Source organism: Enterobacter sp. T1-1 (assembly GCF_000710795.1).
GTDB classification, from domain to species: domain Bacteria; phylum Pseudomonadota; class Gammaproteobacteria; order Enterobacterales; family Enterobacteriaceae; genus Enterobacter; species Enterobacter cloacae.
On the sequence record NZ_JALW01000043.1, the window covers coordinates 1 to 16252 of the forward strand.

The 16252-nt window shown below is 57.1% G+C and carries 17 protein-coding genes; 6 read left to right on the top strand and 11 right to left on the bottom strand.

Going from position 1 to position 16252, the window contains the following annotated elements:
- Positions 1–65: 65 nt before the first annotated feature.
- Positions 66–3968 (bottom strand): ATP-dependent RNA helicase HrpA, encoded by a 3903-nt coding sequence (gene hrpA, locus AK59_RS0114385; protein ID WP_029883102.1) that lies wholly within the window; start codon positions 3966–3968, stop codon positions 66–68.
- 204 nt (positions 3969–4172) lie between these two features.
- Here hrpA and azoR point away from each other — a divergent pair, with 204 nt between their 5' ends.
- The gene (azoR, locus tag AK59_RS0114390; protein ID WP_013096706.1) at positions 4173–4778 is read left to right on the top strand and encodes an FMN-dependent NADH-azoreductase; all 606 of its coding nucleotides are present in this window, start codon (positions 4173–4175) and stop codon (positions 4776–4778) included.
- 90 nt (positions 4779–4868) lie between these two features.
- Entirely contained in the window at positions 4869–5555 is a 687-nt protein-coding gene (locus AK59_RS0114395; RefSeq protein ID WP_029883103.1) for an RluA family pseudouridine synthase, read from the top strand.
- Positions 5556–5561: 6 nt separating this feature from the next.
- Here AK59_RS0114395 and AK59_RS0114400 read toward each other — a convergent pair whose 3' ends face one another.
- Entirely contained in the window at positions 5562–6101 is a 540-nt protein-coding gene (locus tag AK59_RS0114400; RefSeq protein ID WP_013096708.1) for a DUF2058 domain-containing protein, read from the bottom strand.
- Positions 6102–6272: 171 nt separating this feature from the next.
- Here AK59_RS0114400 and AK59_RS0114405 point away from each other — a divergent pair, with 171 nt between their 5' ends.
- Together AK59_RS0114405 and AK59_RS0114410 are read left to right on the top strand one after the other, a co-directional pair.
- The gene (locus tag AK59_RS0114405; protein ID WP_029883104.1) at positions 6273–7247 is read left to right on the top strand and encodes a DUF1852 domain-containing protein; all 975 of its coding nucleotides are present in this window, start codon (positions 6273–6275) and stop codon (positions 7245–7247) included.
- Positions 7248–7274: 27 nt separating this feature from the next.
- On the top strand, positions 7275–8303 hold the full coding sequence (locus tag AK59_RS0114410; RefSeq protein WP_013096710.1) for a methionine synthase: 1029 nt from the start codon (positions 7275–7277) through the stop codon (positions 8301–8303).
- Here AK59_RS0114410 and AK59_RS0114415 read toward each other — a convergent pair whose 3' ends face one another.
- On the bottom strand, positions 8304–9245 hold the full coding sequence (locus AK59_RS0114415) for a LysR family transcriptional regulator (protein ID WP_029883105.1): 942 nt from the start codon (positions 9243–9245) through the stop codon (positions 8304–8306).
- A gap of 96 nt (positions 9246–9341) precedes the next feature.
- Between AK59_RS0114415 and AK59_RS0114420 the strand changes: the two genes are divergently transcribed.
- Entirely contained in the window at positions 9342–9776 is a 435-nt protein-coding gene (locus tag AK59_RS0114420) for a DMT family transporter (protein WP_013096712.1), read from the top strand.
- Between the two features lie 4 nt (positions 9777–9780).
- The gene (locus AK59_RS0114425; RefSeq protein WP_029883106.1) at positions 9781–10239 is read left to right on the top strand and encodes a DMT family transporter; all 459 of its coding nucleotides are present in this window, start codon (positions 9781–9783) and stop codon (positions 10237–10239) included.
- A 2-nt stretch (positions 10240–10241) separates the two neighbouring features.
- Here the strand turns inward: AK59_RS0114425 and AK59_RS0114430 are convergent, their stop codons facing one another.
- Genes AK59_RS0114430 through AK59_RS0114465 form a run of 8 tightly spaced genes read right to left on the bottom strand, consistent with a single transcriptional unit; the run spans position 10242 to position 16114 of the window.
- The gene (locus tag AK59_RS0114430) at positions 10242–10769 is read right to left on the bottom strand and encodes a DUF3833 domain-containing protein (RefSeq protein ID WP_020688129.1); all 528 of its coding nucleotides are present in this window, start codon (positions 10767–10769) and stop codon (positions 10242–10244) included.
- The gene (locus tag AK59_RS0114435; protein ID WP_029883107.1) at positions 10766–11290 is read right to left on the bottom strand and encodes a hypothetical protein; all 525 of its coding nucleotides are present in this window, start codon (positions 11288–11290) and stop codon (positions 10766–10768) included. Before AK59_RS0114435 ends, AK59_RS0114430 begins: the two co-directional genes overlap by 4 nt.
- The gene (locus AK59_RS0114440) at positions 11287–11772 is read right to left on the bottom strand and encodes a DUF2878 domain-containing protein (protein WP_013096716.1); all 486 of its coding nucleotides are present in this window, start codon (positions 11770–11772) and stop codon (positions 11287–11289) included. The genes AK59_RS0114435 and AK59_RS0114440 overlap by 4 nt, the downstream gene beginning before the upstream one ends.
- Positions 11769–12989, bottom strand: a complete 1221-nt coding sequence (locus AK59_RS0114445; protein WP_029883108.1) for an SAM-dependent methyltransferase — start codon at positions 12987–12989, stop codon at positions 11769–11771. Before AK59_RS0114445 ends, AK59_RS0114440 begins: the two co-directional genes overlap by 4 nt.
- Positions 12986–13708: a DUF1365 domain-containing protein gene (locus AK59_RS0114450; RefSeq protein WP_020688133.1), complete on the bottom strand. Its 723-nt coding sequence runs from the start codon at positions 13706–13708 to the stop codon at positions 12986–12988. Before AK59_RS0114450 ends, AK59_RS0114445 begins: the two co-directional genes overlap by 4 nt.
- Positions 13705–14967: an NAD(P)/FAD-dependent oxidoreductase gene (locus AK59_RS0114455; RefSeq protein WP_029883109.1), complete on the bottom strand. Its 1263-nt coding sequence runs from the start codon at positions 14965–14967 to the stop codon at positions 13705–13707. The genes AK59_RS0114450 and AK59_RS0114455 overlap by 4 nt, the downstream gene beginning before the upstream one ends.
- Positions 14964–15683, bottom strand: a complete 720-nt coding sequence (locus tag AK59_RS0114460) for an SDR family NAD(P)-dependent oxidoreductase (protein WP_020688135.1) — start codon at positions 15681–15683, stop codon at positions 14964–14966. The genes AK59_RS0114455 and AK59_RS0114460 overlap by 4 nt, the downstream gene beginning before the upstream one ends.
- A complete protein-coding gene (locus tag AK59_RS0114465; RefSeq protein WP_029883110.1) occupies positions 15680–16114 on the bottom strand; it encodes a nuclear transport factor 2 family protein in 435 nt (144 codons plus the stop codon). The genes AK59_RS0114460 and AK59_RS0114465 overlap by 4 nt, the downstream gene beginning before the upstream one ends.
- Positions 16115–16252: the final 138 nt, after the last annotated feature.

The window sequence follows — 16252 nt, forward strand, 5'->3', positions numbered from 1 at the left end:
GAAAATTGTGCGGCCTGATGCCCTCACCCCGGCCCTCTCCCACCGGGAGAGGGAGAAACAGGGTGTTAAGCCGAAATCTGCTCCATCGCCTGCAAAATACGTTTATCCGAAATCGGATACGGCGTACCGAGCTGCTGGGCAAAGAAGCTGACGCGTAACTCTTCGATCATCCAGCGGATCGCCTGAACGTCTTCATCGTCACGACGTGCCGGTGGCAGTTTGTTCAACCACTGCTGCCACGCCTGCTGCACGTTTTCCACTTTCAGCATCTGGGCACGGTCACGATGCGGATCGATGGCCATTTTCTCCAGCCGTTTTTCAATCGCCTGCAGGTAACGCAGCGTGTCGCCGAGACGGTTGAAGCCATTGCCGGTGACAAAGCCGCGGTACACCAGGCCCGCCATCTGCGCTTTGACATCCGACAGCCCCAGCGCCATGGTCATATCCACGCGCCCTTTCAGGCGTTTGTTGATATTGAACACGGTGGTGAGGATCTGCTCGACCTGTTTGGCAATATCCACCACGGTGTCGTTCAGCTCCGCGCGTACCTTTTCATGAAGCTGAGCAAAGCCCTCTTCTGACCAGACCGGACCGCCCGCCTCGTGGATCAGCTTGTCCACGCCGCAGGAGATGCAGTCGTCGATCAGATCCAGCACTTTGCCGTACGGGTTAAAGTACAGCCCCAGCTTGGCTTTGTTCGGCAGCTTCTCGTGCAGATACTTGATCGGCGACGGGATGTTGAGCAGCAACAGGCGGCGCAGCCCGCGCCACATCATCTGCTGCTGTTCCTGCGGGTTATCAAACAGCTTGATCGCCACGCTGTCGCGCTCATCCACCAGCGCAGGCCAGGCCTTCACTTTGTAGTTGCCGCGTTTTTGCTCGTAGCTTTCGGGGAGCTGACCAAAGCTCCAGATGTGCAGCCCGCTCTGCTCAATCCCATCATCCGCCACTGCGGACAAGGTCTCCTGCACTTTGCCTTTCAGCGCCTCTTTCAGCGCGGTGAGCGAACGGCCTTCCTGCAGCTTCTTGTTTTTATCGTCCACCACGCGGAAGGTGATTTTCAGGTGATCGGGCACCTGACCCCAGTTCCAGTCTTCGCGGTCAATGGTGGTACCGGTCATGCGGCGGAACTCACGCTCCAGCGCATCCAGCAGCGGCAGTTCCAGCGGCGTGACGCGGCCTAAAAACGCTTCGGCGTAGTTAGGGGCCGGAACAAAGTTACGCCGCACCGGTTTCGGCAGCGATTTGATCAGCGCAATCACCAGTTCGCGGCGCAGGCCGGGAATTTGCCACTCAAAGCCGCTCTCATCCACCTGGTTTAGCAGTGGCAGCGGGATATGAACGGTGACACCATCCGCGTCCGTTCCCGGCTCAAACTGATAGGTCAGCCGCAGCTTAAGGTTGCCCTGATGCCAGAAGTTCGGGTAGTCGAGCTTACTGACCGACTCCGCCCCTTCTTTAATCAGCATGCTCTTTTCAAAGTTGAGCAGATCCGGCGTCTCTTTGCTGGCCTTCTTCCACCAGCTGTCAAAGTGACGGGCGGAAATGACATCGTGGCTGATGCGCTGGTCGTAAAATTCGAACAGCGCCTCGTCATCCACCAGAATGTCGCGACGACGGGATTTGTGCTCCAGCTCTTCCACTTCAGCACGCAGCTTGAGGTTTTCACGGAAGAAGGCGTGACGCGTCTGCCAGTCGCCCTCCACCAGCGCATGGCGGATAAACAGCTCGCGGCACAGCGCCGGGTCAATCTGGCTGTAGTTGACCTTACGCGCAGCCACCACCGGCAGGCCGTAGACGGTCACTTTTTCGGTTGCCATCACCGCCCCCTGCGCGCGCTCCCAGTGCGGTTCACTGTATGAGCGTTTCAGCAGGTGTTGCGCCACCGGCTCCACCCATTCCGGATCGATACGCGCGGCAATACGCCCCCACAGACGGCTGGTTTCCACCAGTTCAGCAACCATGGTCCACTTGGGTGGTTTCTTGAACAACCCGGAGCCGGGGAAGATGGAGAAACGGGCGTTTCGCGCGCCGGTATACTCCTGCTTTTCGGCGTCCTTCATGCCGATATGGGACAGCAGTCCGGTCAGCAATGCGATGTGAATCTCGCGGTACTCCGCCGGTTCACTGTTCACCGGAATACCGAGCTCTTTCACCACCTGGCGCAGTTGGGTGTAAATATCCTGCCACTCGCGCACGCGCAGGTAGTTGAGGAAATCCACGCGGCACTGACGGCGGAACTGGTTAGATGACAGCGCTTTCTGCTGCTCGCTGAGGTAGTTCCACAGGTTCACGAAGGCAAGGAAATCCGACTCTTTGTCGTGGAAGCGACGGTGTTTTTCATCCGACGCCTGCTGTTTGTCCATTGGCCGTTCACGCGGATCCTGTATTGAGAGCGCCGAGGTGATGATCATCGCCTCACGCACGCAGCCGTGTTTTTGCGCTTCCAGCACCATGCGCGCCAGACGCGGGTCCACCGGCAACTGGCTGAGCTGCCGTCCCAGCGGCGTCAGTTTATACGCGGTGGCCTGCTCGTCGGTGGTGATCGCCCCCAGCTCTTCCAGCAGGAGTACGCCGTCCTGAATATTGCGTTTGTCCGGCGCTTCGACAAACGGGAAAGCGGCGATATCGCCCAGCCCCAGCGCGGTCATCTGCAGGATGACGGAAGCCAGGTTGGTGCGCAGGATCTCCGGGTCGGTAAACTCCGGGCGGGAGAGGAAATCGTCTTCTGAATAGAGACGAATACAGATCCCCTCCGACACACGTCCACAGCGCCCTTTACGCTGGTTGGCCGACGCCTGTGAAACCGGCTCAATCGGCAGACGCTGTACCTTGGTGCGGTAGCTGTAGCGGCTGATACGCGCCGTACCCGGATCAATCACATACTTGATGCCCGGCACGGTCAGCGAGGTTTCCGCCACGTTGGTTGCCAGCACGATGCGGCGCCCGCTGTGTGGCTGGAACACGCGGTTCTGTTCACTGTTGGAGAGACGTGCGTAAAGCGGCAAAATTTCCGTGTGGCGCAGATCGCGCTTGCTGAGCGCGTCGGCGGTATCGCGGATCTCACGCTCGCCGCTCATAAAGATCAGAATGTCGCCCGCGCTCTCATTGCCCAGTTCGTCAACGGCATCGAAAATAGCCTGCAACTGGTCGCGCTCGGTATCCTCCGCCTCCTCCACGATCGGGCGATAGCGCACTTCTACCGGATAGGTACGACCGGAAACTTCAATAATCGGTGCGTTATTGAAATGTTTTGAGAAACGCTCCGGGTCGATGGTCGCGGAAGTGATGATAATTTTCAGATCCGGGCGACGCGGCAGTAGCTCTTTCAGGTAGCCGAGCAGGAAGTCGATGTTCAGACTACGCTCGTGCGCCTCATCAATAATGATAGTGTCGTACTGCATCAGCAGACGATCCTGCTGAATTTCCGCCAGCAGGATACCGTCGGTCATCAGCTTGACCATGGTGTTATCGCTCACATGGTCGCTGAAACGCACCTTATAACCGATGCAGCCGCCCGGCTCCGTTTGCAGCTCCTCGGCAATACGGTTCGCCACGGTACGCGCCGCCAGACGACGCGGCTGGGTATGACCAATCAGGCCCTTCACTCCGCGGCCGAGCTCCATACAGATTTTTGGCAGCTGTGTGGTTTTCCCCGAGCCGGTCTCCCCCGCCACGATCACCACCTGGTGGTCGCGCACGGCGTTGAGGATCTCCTGCTTCTTCTGACTGACGGGCAGATTTTCCGGATAGGTAATTGCCGGACGAGCCGCTTCGCGCAGCACAACTTTCCCTGCCGCCTGTTCAATCTCTTTCGCCATCTCCTGGAAAATGGCCTGTTGTGCATCAGGATTTTTAACCTTCTTCACCCCGTGCAAGCGGCGAGCAAAGCGCTGTTTATCGCGCAACATCAGTGAATCAAGCTGTTGCAGGAGCATCGGGAAGGTCAATTTTTGTTGTTCTGTCATAGCATTAACGGGCAGTGCACTGCCGGATAAAATCTCTTTGTAATGATTGCTATAGAGTACCACATCAGCGCTTCCCACGCCTTATTCAAAAAATTCGAACATAGGCTTCGATATATTGCGCTATCTCTGTGGCAGGATTGTGAATAAAGTGTCAACAAGCAACGGGGCAACCCCCTTCAATCAAATGCAAAACAGGAATCACCCATGAGCAAAGTATTAGTTTTGAAATCCAGTATTCTGGCAGGGTACTCTCAGTCTGGTCAGCTGTCTGATTACTTCGTTGAACAGTGGCGTGAACACCATTCCGCAGACCAAATCACCGTGCGTGACCTGGCTGCAAACCCAATTCCTGTGCTGGATGGCGAGCTGGTTGGCGCGCTGCGTCCAAGCGATGCACCGCTGAGCCCACGCCAGCAGGAAGCCCTGGCGCTCTCTGATGAGCTGATTGCTGAACTGCAGGCGCACGACGTAATCGTGATCAACGCCCCAATGTACAACTTCAACATCCCAACCCAGCTGAAGAACTACTTCGACCTGGTGGCTCGCGCTGGTGTTACCTTCCGTTACACCGAAAATGGCCCGGAAGGTCTGGTGAAAGGCAAGCGTGCCATCGTGCTGACCAGCCGTGGCGGTATTCATAAAGATACCCCAACCGACCTGGTTGCGCCGTACATGAGCCTGTTCCTGGGCTTCATCGGGATCACCGACGTGAACTTCGTGTTTGCAGAAGGTATCGCTTACGGTCCTGAAGTGGCGACCAAAGCACAGACCGACGCGAAAGCCGCGATCGACAGCCTGGTGGCAGCCTAAGATTTCCCCCTCTCACCGCCCGGTGAGAGGGTTTTTCTTTTCTCCCGCATTTCGTTATCATCCGCTCCCACTCTCCAGCCGGGCGGCCTGATGTCTGCGATTATTGATTCTTTTATTGCCCCACCGTGTCATGACGACATTGCGATCCTCTGGCAGGATGAACATCTGCTGCTGATCAATAAACCTTCCGGTCTGCTTAGCCTCTCGGGTAAAAATCCGCAAAATCTCGATTCGGTGCACTATCGTCTGGTTCAAAACTTTCCTGGCTGCACGCTGGTGCATCGCCTGGATTTTGGCACGTCCGGCCTGATGGTGATTGCACGTAATAAGTCGATCAACGCCGCGCTGTGTCAGCAGTTCAGCCAGCGCAGCGTGGAAAAAGTCTACAGCGCCCTGCTTTGCGGCCACCTGGAAAACGATGAAGGGATAATTGACGCGCCGATTGCCAAAGATCCGGCGCTGTTTCCGCTGATGTCGATCTGTGCCGTTAACGGCAAACCCGCCCGTTCCCGCTATCGGGTGGTGGAACGCCTGCATCAAAACGCGGCGATGCCGCTCACGCGGGTAGAACTGACGCCTGAAACGGGGCGAACCCACCAGTTGCGCATTCACTGTCAGCTGCTGGGCCACCCGATTTTGGGCTGCGATTTATATGGGGGACGGGCATGGCCAGGCAGCGGAACAACGCCGAGGCTGATGCTGCATGCCAGTCAGTTGAATTTTATTCATCCGGTGAGCGGCGAGCCGGTTAACGCTCATCACACCGCACCGTTCTGAGCCGTATTACCACATCAAATCGTCAGGGATTTTGAAATCGGCATACGGATCGTCTTCATCCTGCTCTTCCTGACTCAGGGCGCTGTTTAGCACAATACTGTCGGCATCGCGCTGGGCAATTTTATCCGCCACCACCGCCGGGATAATGGCATATTCACAATCGCCGTTAGCGTTAATCACCAGACGCGCGATGGCCAAACGACCGTTAATCAACTGGGTCTGGGTTGCCTTATCCACCTCGATTTTTTTGATCAGATTGCCGTCGGTGAAGTTAAAGGTGATGTTGCCTTTTGCCACCGTGATGCGGTTCATCTCAATCAACTGCTTCACCTGCGCCTTAAACTCTTTGGCGAGCACGGCCTGTTTTTGCTGCTCGCTCAACTGTTTGTCACGCTCAAGCTGCGCTTTTTTGTTCTCTTCTACCGCCTCTCTGGCCTCACGCGCCTGCACGCGGGATTTCTTGGCCGTGCGCTGAACTTTGGCCATTTTCTTGCTGGAGACTAAGCCCGCTTTCAGCATCTGCTCTTGTAAGGTGAGTTTTGTCATGAGTGTGTTTAAACCGGTTGGAAATTTTGGGCAGTATAACTGGAACTGAGCAGTTCATGAAGTTCGCTCATGTTGCTGTGAAATTAAGTCACTTCCCCTGCGCCACCGCGTCAGGCATAAATTATGCATTGATAACTTCCTGGCAACATGAACTTAGGATGCATAACCAAGATGAGTAAAGCTTTTACATTTACCCTTAAGCGCAGTTGCTTCGATGAAAATTATAACCCGTCAGAGAATACGCGTACGACCACCAACTTTGCCAACCTCGCCCGCGGGGAAAAGCGTCAGGAGAACCTGCGTAATACTCTGGTGATGATCAATAACCGCTTTAACGCCCTGGCGCGCTGGGATAACCCCAATGCCGATCGTTACGCGGTCGAGCTTGAGATCGTCTCTGTGGATCTGAATATTGGTGCGGAGAAAACCTTCCCGGCCATTGAAATATTGCAAACCACAATCGTCGATAAAAAAACCAACGAACGCATCGACGGTATTGTCGGCAATAACTTCTCCTCTTACGTGCGCGATTACGATTTCAGCGTCCTGCTGCTGGAGCATAATAAAAACCAGCCCCATTTCACCATTCCGGAGAAGTTTGGTGTCTTGCACGGCAATATCTTCCACCATTTTGTTAATTCGCCGGAATACCGTGAGAATTTCAAAAAAGCACCGGTGATTTGCCTGAGCGTGTCCAGCAAAGACACTTATCGTCGCACGGGTAACCAGCACCCGGTGCTGGGCATTGAGTACACGCCGGATGGCGAGTCATTGACGGAGCAGTACTTCGCGAAAATGGGCCTGAAGGTACGCTATTTCATGCCTGAAAACAGCGTAGCGCCGTTTGCCTTCTTCTTCACCGGCGATTTGCTCAGTGATTACACCAATCTTGAACTGATCGCCACCATCAGCACGATGGAGACGTTCCAGAAGATCTATCGCCCGGAAATTTATAACGCTAACTCGGCGGCAGGACACTGCTATCGCCCCGATCTGAATCAGCAGGATCACTCATTAACCAAAATTGTTTACGACCGTGTTGAACGCAGCCAGCTGGCCATTGAGCAGGGTAAATTCACGGAAGAACAATTTATCAAGCCTTACAAGCACGTACTCGAGCAGTGGTCTGATAACTACGCGCGTTAATTAATCGAATTTAAAAGGGTTATACATATGAAAACATTGCTCCCGACGTCAACCGCTGGCAGCCTGCCTAAGCCAACCTGGCTTGCACAACCAGAAACGCTGTGGTCACCGTGGAAATTAGAGGATCAGGAGTTACTGGCCGGTAAGCAGGATGCACTGCGTTTATCGCTTGATGAGCAGATCCGCGCGGGGATTGATATCGTCAGCGATGGCGAACAGACGCGCCAGCACTTTGTGACCACCTTTATTGAACACCTCAGCGGCGTGGATTTTGAAAACCGTCAGACCGTGCGCATTCGTAACCGCTACGATGCGAGCGTGCCGACGGTGGTCAGCGCCGTGGCGCGTCAAAAACCGGTGTTCGTGGACGACGCAAAATACTTACGCCAGCTCACGGATAAGCCAATCAAGTGGGCCCTGCCGGGGCCGATGACCATGATCGACACCCTTTACGACGCGCACTATAAAAGCCGCGAAAAGCTGGCCTGGGAGTTCGCTAAAATCCTCAATCAGGAGGCAAGAGAGTTAGAGGCCGCAGGTGTCGATATCATTCAGTTTGATGAGCCGGCATTTAACGTCTTTTTTGATGAGGTCAACGACTGGGGGATTGCGGCGCTGGAGCGTGCCATTGAAGGGCTGAAATGCGAAACAGCGGTGCACATCTGTTACGGATACGGCATCAAGGCCAATACCGACTGGAAAAAGACCCTTGGCTCAGAATGGCGCCAGTATGAAGAGGCGTTTCCTAAGCTTCAGACATCGAATATCGACATCATCTCGCTGGAATGTCACAACTCCCGCGTGCCGATGGATCTGCTGGAGCTGATCCGCGGCAAAAAAGTGATGGTAGGCGCCATCGACGTGGCAACCAACACCATTGAAACCGCGGAAGAAGTGGCTGACACCCTGCGTAAAGCGCTGCAGTTTGTCGATGCCGACAAGCTTTACCCGTCAACCAACTGCGGTATGGCACCGCTTTCCCGTCAGGTTGCCAACGGTAAGCTGAAGGCGCTGAGCGCCGGAGCCGCGATCATCCGCAACGAACTTGGCGCGTAATCACCTGCCCTGCGTTTGCCAGTAGAGCGGTGTACCGAAACACCCAACGTAATGATCAATCACCGCCCTGACGTTAAGGGGCGGATGCCGCGCGTTTGGGTAGATCGCCGCAATATTCAGGGGCTCCGTATGAATGGCGCATTCCAGCCCTGGCAGGAGTGCGACCAGTTCACCCTGCTGCACGCGGTCGCCAATCAGCCAGTCCGGAAACAGCACAATTCCCATCCCACCCAGCGCGGCAGCAAGCAGCGATTCCGCATTATTTGACGTCATTAATGGCATCACCGGGTAGTGCACCCACTCCTCCCCCGGACCGCGAAATAGCCAGCGGTTAGGCCCCGACGAACCACGGTAGACCAGGCATTTATGATGCGCCAGATCGTCCGGCCCTTGCGGCGCGCCGTGCTGTCGCAGATAGTCCGGCGAGGCGGCCAGATGGTAGCGCTGCTGACCAAAAATGCGCGCGTGAAAGGTGGAGTCCGTCAGCACGCCGATGCGAAAGATCACGTCGGCGGCATTCTTGTGCGGGTCGATAAAATCATCGGTCAGCGTCAGCTCGATATTCAGCCGCGGATAGCGCGCCGTCAGACCAGGCAGCCCTGGCGCAATGTGCCGCTGGCCGAAAAAGACCGGTGCATTAATGCGGATCGTGCCGGAAGGCTCCGTTGAACGTGCATCCAGCTCCCGACGAGCCTCCTCAAAACTCGTCATCATCTCCCTGGCATAGCGGATAAACAGATGACCACTTTCTGTGGGGATCACCGCCCGGGTATTGCGGTAAAAAAGCTGCTGGCCGAGTGCGTCCTCAAGCTGGTGGATAATGCGCGAAACCTGCGAGGCGGAAAGGCCCTCGCGGCGCGCGACCACGGAAAAATTTTCGGCTTCAAAAACCGCGATAAAAATCTTCAGCGAACGGAGGTTCATGCTCCCGGCGTCGTACATTCGTGCATATCCTGCAAAGGTGTTTCCTGCATTATGGCATTTTTCTCATGACCAGACCGACGTAATCTTCTCCGCCTGCAAAACGGAGGAATAACAATGCAGCTTGTTTTGATTTTACTGGTGATTGCCGGGGGGATGGGGCTTTCCGTAGAGGCTGGCCTGCTGGGGCCGCTGGGTGGAAAAGTCGGTGATTTATGGGCCACGTTCAGCATTTTTGGCGTCGGCGCCGCGCTGACGTTTCTGCTGATGCTGTTCTTCAGCCCGCGCAACAGCCCGTCGTTTTTTGCCCAGCCTGGCTGGCAGTTGCTCGGCGGGGTACTTGGCCCGGTTTACGTGGTGATCCTGACCCTCGCCACCCCGGCCATCGGCATCGCCCTGACGATGATTGGCATTCTGGCAGGGCAGGTTTTTAAAAGCCTGCTGATCGACCATTACGGTCTGCTGGGCACACCGCACAGGAAGATCAACGCGAAACGGATCGTCGCGCTGGGTTTTATTATTGCGGCACTGATTCTTGTCGCACAGGGGTAACACGATGACATTGATGATGATTATTCTGGCCGTGTGCGGCGGCGCGACGCTAAGCGTTCAGGCGGCGATCAACGGGCAACTTGGCAGCCGCGTGGGCGTATTCAAAAGCGCGTTCCTGACATTCTCCGTTGGCGCGCTGGTCACCGCCTTGCTGATTTTTTTCTTTGAACCAAAACAGTCAGTCACCCTGCTGGACGTGCCGAAATGGCAGCTTCTCGGGGCGATGTTTGGCGTGCCGTACATTGTGATCATGGTCGTGGCGGTGCAGCGCATCGGCACCGCCGTCGCCACGGTCGCGGTGATTTTTGGTCAGCTCACCATGAGTATGCTGATTGATAACTTTGGCTGGCTGGGCAATGCGGCCATTCCGTTTTCGATGAGCCGACTGGCCGCCGTCCTCTGCCTGGGTATTGCGCTGTTTTTCATTTACTCAGGCAGTAAAAACGCCCCTCCCCACGAGTAACGTTACGCCTTGCGGGTAAAGAACAGCGTCACCGTGGCGACGGTGACGCCAAATTTCTTCATCTCGGTTTTATTAAACAGGTGTGTGCCATCCTGCAGGTACATCCAGTCGTCGAAGTGCAGCAGCCAGGTGCTGCCGTTGGCCTTCACGTTCATGCTGTACCGCCAGTTGAAGGCATTGCCCGCCGCCTGCCCCGTCGCCACGCCGTCAATATCGCCCGCCGTGCCCTCATAACGATCGGTCGCCACGCGGCGGATATGCCATACCCGCTGCTGTTTTTCACCATCGTCGTAGACAAAATGTTCATTCAGCGTCAGCGTGTCGCCAATCACGTCCCCGGCAATCTCCACGTGGAAGCGGCGGATCTGCTTCCCGCTGCGATCCTGCACCATCCCCCACGCTTCCGTTTTTCCCTGGAAATAGTGGAATATATCAAGCCGCGGCTGCTGCTGGCGGTATTCCGTCACGTCCGTGCTGCAGCCTGCCAGCAACATCGTCACACCCAGCGCCATGATCAAAAAACGTTTCATTGTTGTCCTCCGATTAACTGCTGACGCAGCTCAGGGTATTGCGTGCGGGGATCAAGCCAGATCCCCAGAAAACGGGTGCTGAACGCTTGCGACTGAGGCGGCCCCAGGGGTCTGAAAGTGCCCGATGCGGCAGGCGCGCGGTACCAGAACTGTCCTTGCTTATCGTTAAGCACGAACGCCAGCTGCGCCCCCGGCCCGACATCCGGCCACAGCGAGGCAAGCATTCGCAGCCAGGCTTCGCTCTGCGGTTCCTGCTGCAAAACCCCCTGTGCTCGCCACTGGTCGCGGGTTGCCTCGACCAGGTCTTCACTGTCGATGTCACGCGCGTAGGTGATAATAAGCGCCTGATCCTGCATCTTGCCGGTGTAGCGCCCTTCAGGGGTGCGCAACTGGGAGGTATAAACGGTGAAAGGCCCCCAGGTCAGCGTGGCATCCCCCACCTTACGCCAGCTAAGCCAGTCGGCTGCCAGGGCGAAAGGCGTCAGGGTGATGAGCCAGAGGAACAGGAGTGCGGCTCTCATTGTTGCCTCCCTGTCAGCAAGTGGTAAAACAGCATCAGCACCAGCCAGCCCGGCACCATCCAGCTGACGACGATAAAAGTCGGCTCCAGAAAGGCAATGGCACCGAGCCGCTCCCCGATAAGATACGCCACCGGACCGCCCACGGAAGCCAGCAGCATCAGCATCCAGCCGGGTAACGTTGTGGTGCGGGTGAGCTGCGTCCAGACGGTGGCAAACATCAGCCACAGCGCCACCATCCACACGGGCATCAGCGATTCACCGGTGAAGGCGATCAGCCCCGTCAGCGCCCAGAGTGCATCCAGCAGAGTGCCCGCGAGTGCCAGCAGAATGGCATAAACGCGGTGTGCAGGCGGCAACATCAGGCAGGCGAAGATCGCCAGCACGCACCAGATAATCAGGCCACGCTCGCGAAACAGCACCACCAGCGTCCAGTAGAGATCGAACGCGATAGCCAAAGCGAAAACCTGCACGTAACGTTTCATACGCGCTCGGCGGTCAGTTGCACCACGCTGATGGTGCGGGCGTTAAACCCGGCTTCGCAGTAGCCAAAGTAATAGAGCCACATCCGACGAAACCGCTCATCAAATCCCAGTTTTTCAATCTCCTGCCAGGCATGGAGAAAGCGCTGACGCCAGTGCGCCAGCGTGCGCGCGTAGTCCGGCCCCATATCAAACAGGTTGCGCACCACAAAATCGGTGTGGCGCGTCATCAGCGCATTCATCGCCGTTATGCTCGGCAAAAAGCCGCCGGGGAAGATATACCGCTGAATAAAATCCACGCTTTTGCTGTAGTCGCGATACCGCTGATCCTGAATGGTGATGGCCTGAATCGCCATGCGCCCACCCGGACGCAGACGCGCCTGACAGGTGCGGAAGAACGTTGGCAGATAGCGTTGCCCGACGGCTTCAATCATCTCAATCGACACCAGCTTGTCGTACTCGCCGGTTAAATCGCGATAGTCGCAGAGCAACACCTCAACGCGGTCCTGCATACCGGCACGGGCGATCCGCTCTGTCGCCCAGCGATACTGCTCCTGCGACAGCGTGGTGGTGGTCACCCGGCAGCCGTAGTGACGGGCCGCGTATTCCGCCATCGCCCCCCAGCCGGTGCCAATCTCCAGCAGATGATCGCTTGGGTTCAGCGCCAGCTGTTCGCACAGACGCGCCATTTTCGCCCGCTGCGCGTCGCTAAGATCTTGCTCCTCCCCGCTAAACAGCGCGCTGGAATAGAGCAACTCCTTGTCCAGAAAATGGGCATAAAACGCGTTACCCAGATCGTAATGCGCCGCAATGTTATCCCGCGCCTGCGCCCGGGAGTTGCGCCGCGTCCAGTGGCGAAGCCGCTCCAGCGGTCTGCCAAGCAGGCGGAACCCGTTTTCGAGCCGCCCCAGTACCTGGCTGTTTAGCGCAAGCAGTTGCAGAAGCGGCGTGAGCTGCGTGGTTTCCCATTCGCCATCCATCCAGGCTTCCGCCGCAGCCAGGCTGCCTCCGGTCAGGACGTGCCAGTAGACGCCCGGGCTGAGGATCTGCACGTCGGCATGCAGCGCGGCAGACAGCTCACCGAAATGAAAGGTCTGCGCCCCTTCACGCAGCGTGAGCGAGCCGCCACGAAGGCCGCTCAGCATGCGAAAGAGCAGCCAGCGCGCGACGCGAATGTTGCGCGGGATATCGGGTTCAAGCGCAAAGACAGGATCGGTCATGAGCGTTCACTCCTGCTGACAGGATGGTTATACAGAGGCACGCGCTTAAGCCACAGCCGCAGCGCCTGCCAGTAAATCGCGAAAACGGTTTTGAGCGTCATCAGCGGAATACGCAGCAGCAGCCCACGCAGTGCCGGACGGGTCAGCGGCGCGCGGCGAAGCGCCAGCGTGGCATCAAATACCTTTGACGCCTGATGATTTTCAATGTGCATATGCAGCGTGTTATCCGGGTTGTTGAAGCGCCAGTGGTAAATCATGTCCATGGGGTTAAACGGAGAAACGTGAAAGGCTTTCTCCGTGGGCTGGGCGTGCTGACCATTGACGGCGTAATAATGTCGTTCGTTCCAGGGCGTATTGCGCACTTCGGCCAGCACCCAGCGCAGCGTCTCTGCCGGGTCATAGCAGTAGTAAAAATTGACGGGATTAAAATGAAAGCCGAAGTAGCGCAGCTGCGTCAGGAGCATCACCCGCCCCTCAGGACGTTCGCCGGTCAGGCTTTCCAGCCGATTCAGCACGTTCTCTTTAAGCGGCGAACCCAGCGGATAATCCGCATCATGGAACGATGCGGCGGCAAACCGGTTGCGCCGCACGCCAACGGTGGGCAACTTCTCCAGCTCGTCGAGATCGAGCCAGGCCATAAAGACGCCGTAGCTGAACTCATGCGTTTTCGGCTGGAGACGGCGGTGGCGTAATACGCCGTGATAGAGGCAACTGTTCATCGGTTTCCCTCCCCGGCTGTTATCGCATTGACGACGTCCAGCGCGCTGCGCACGCCATCTTCATGAAAGCCGTTGTACCAGTACGCGCCGCAGAACCAGCTCCGCTGGTGACCGTTGATTTCGCTGCGGCGCGCCTGTGCCCGCCAGCTTTGCGGGTTAAACAGTGGATGTTCATACACAAAGCGCCGCAGCACGAAGCGTTCGTCCACCGGCGTTTCCGGGTTTAAGGTGACGCAGAACAGCGGGCTACCGGCGGGCAGCCCCTGCAAGATATTCATGTTGTACGTTACGCAGGCGCTGGCCTGATCCTGGCCGCTCAGGCGGTAGTTCCAGCTGGCCCAGGCGCGCTGACGCACCGGCAGCCAGCGCGGATCGCTGTGCAGTACCACCTCGTTACGCTGCCAGCCAATATCGCCCAGCACCTCCTGCTCAGCGGCGGAAGGTGCGTCGAGGATGGTCAGCGCCTGGGCTGAGTGACAGGCAAAAATCACCTGATCAAAACGGTGGCTCGATTCTTCAAGATGGAGGGTGACCCCCTGTGCATCACGGCTTACCCGCTGCACCGGCGCGTTGAGGTGCAGCGTGAGCCGGTCACCCAGCTGTGCCAGAATAGCGCGGATATACTCCCGCGAGCCGCCGGGCACCACGTACCATTGCGGGCGCTGAGTGATATCCAGCAGACCGTGATTCTCAAAGAAGCGTAAAAAGAGCGGCAGCGGAAAACGTTTCATCTCCTGTAGTGAAGACGACCAGATGGCCGCCCCCATCGGGAGAATATAATGACGCGCAAAGAACAGCGTAAAGCGATGCTGTTCCAGGAACGTTTGCAGCGTCGCGCCGGGCTCCACGTCCTCTTTCAGCGCCTGTTTCGCCAGGCGGTTAAAACGGACAATCTCCCCAAGCAGACGCCAGAACGCCGGGTTCACCAGGTTACGACGTTGTGCAAAGAGCGTCGTCAGGGTGTGGCCATTGTACTCCAGCCCACTCTGCGGATTGTGTACCGAGAAGCTCATCTGCGTTTTTTGCCCGCTGATGCCCAGCTCGCTAAGCAGCCCCATAAAGCGTGGATAGGTGCGGTCGTTGTAGACGATAAAACCGGTGTCGATGGCGTAGGTACCCTGTGGCGTCGGCACGTCAACCGTGGCGGTATGGCCGCCGGGGGTGGCACCGGCTTCAAACAGGGTGACCTCATGATGCCCGGCAAGGCGCCAGGCGCAGGTCAGCCCGGCGATGCCGCTGCCGATTATGGCGATCTTCATGAGCGCACCATCCTGCGCAGCAGTGCGCGCTGTAAGAACGCTGGCAGCCCGGAAAGCAGCCGCAGCGTCAGACCAAATCCCGCTGGAAACGCGATGTGGTTTTTCCCTTTTTCCAGGCCACGGCGAATGGCTTTTACCGCCTCTTCAACGCTCACCCTGCCCGGCATAGCGAAATCATTTTTGCGGGTCAACGGGGTGTCGACAAAACCGGGCGATACCACGGTGACTGCAATCCCTTTTGGCTCCCAGTCGAGACGCAGGCTCTGCGCAAACCAGGTGAGCGCGGCTTTGGATGCGCCGTACGCTTCAGCGCGTGGAAACGTCAGCCAGTGAGCCATAGAGCTCACCAGCACCACGCGGTTACCGGCCACAAGCTGTGGCTGCAGCGCGGCGAGGCAATTGACAGGCCCCTGAAAGTTAGTGGTCATCACCCGCTCTACCAGCGCGGCGTCCACCACGCCATGTTCCAGATATTCGCAGGTTCCGGCACAGAGGATCGTCAGATCGGCCGCGCAGCCCGTCAGCGCCTGGCGACAGGCGTCCCTGTCTGTCATATCGAACAGGCGTACCGTAATGTTTGAACTGTGCTGATGCAGGGCTTCCAGACGCGCCGGATCCCGCCCGCAGGCGATGACATGGTGACCGTCACGGGCAAAAGATTGCGCCAGCCCCGCCCCAATGCCTGAACTGGCGCCGGTGATCAGGACCGTCATCATGATTTTACCCTCCGCTTCACGCCGCGAACCGCCCAGCCAAGCAAAGGCAGATGTTCGTAGATCATCTCTCCGGCATCGTAGTAGTCCCGCTGGCGAATAATCCGATCCTTTTCCACGTCCACCACGGAGCAGCCAGGCAGTTCCAGAGGCTCGCCACCGGCAATGCGCGGGTGCGACCAGTACATGACCCAGGTGACAACAAAGCGATGCTCGCCGATCAAAGGGGAATCAAGCGTGAAACGACAGTGTTCGACATTCGCCAGCAGATGGGTGAAATAGCGCTGCAGGGCGAACAGGCCGTTATGTTCACCAAACGGATCGATAAGCGTGGCATCGGGATGGTAAAGCCCCGCCAGCGCCGAGGGCGGCTGGGAATCCAGCGCGATGTAGTAATCAACAAACCGACTGATGACGTCAGGCAAAAGGTTCATGGGTCACATCCTGGCGGTAAACAACGTAGCGTAAGCGCATAATTAAAACTTACACAATTCGAGTTATTTGTCCAAGTTTGTGCAGAAATATATTTTTATTACTTTAATTATCAGTTGGTTGGGTAAGTTACTTTCGTG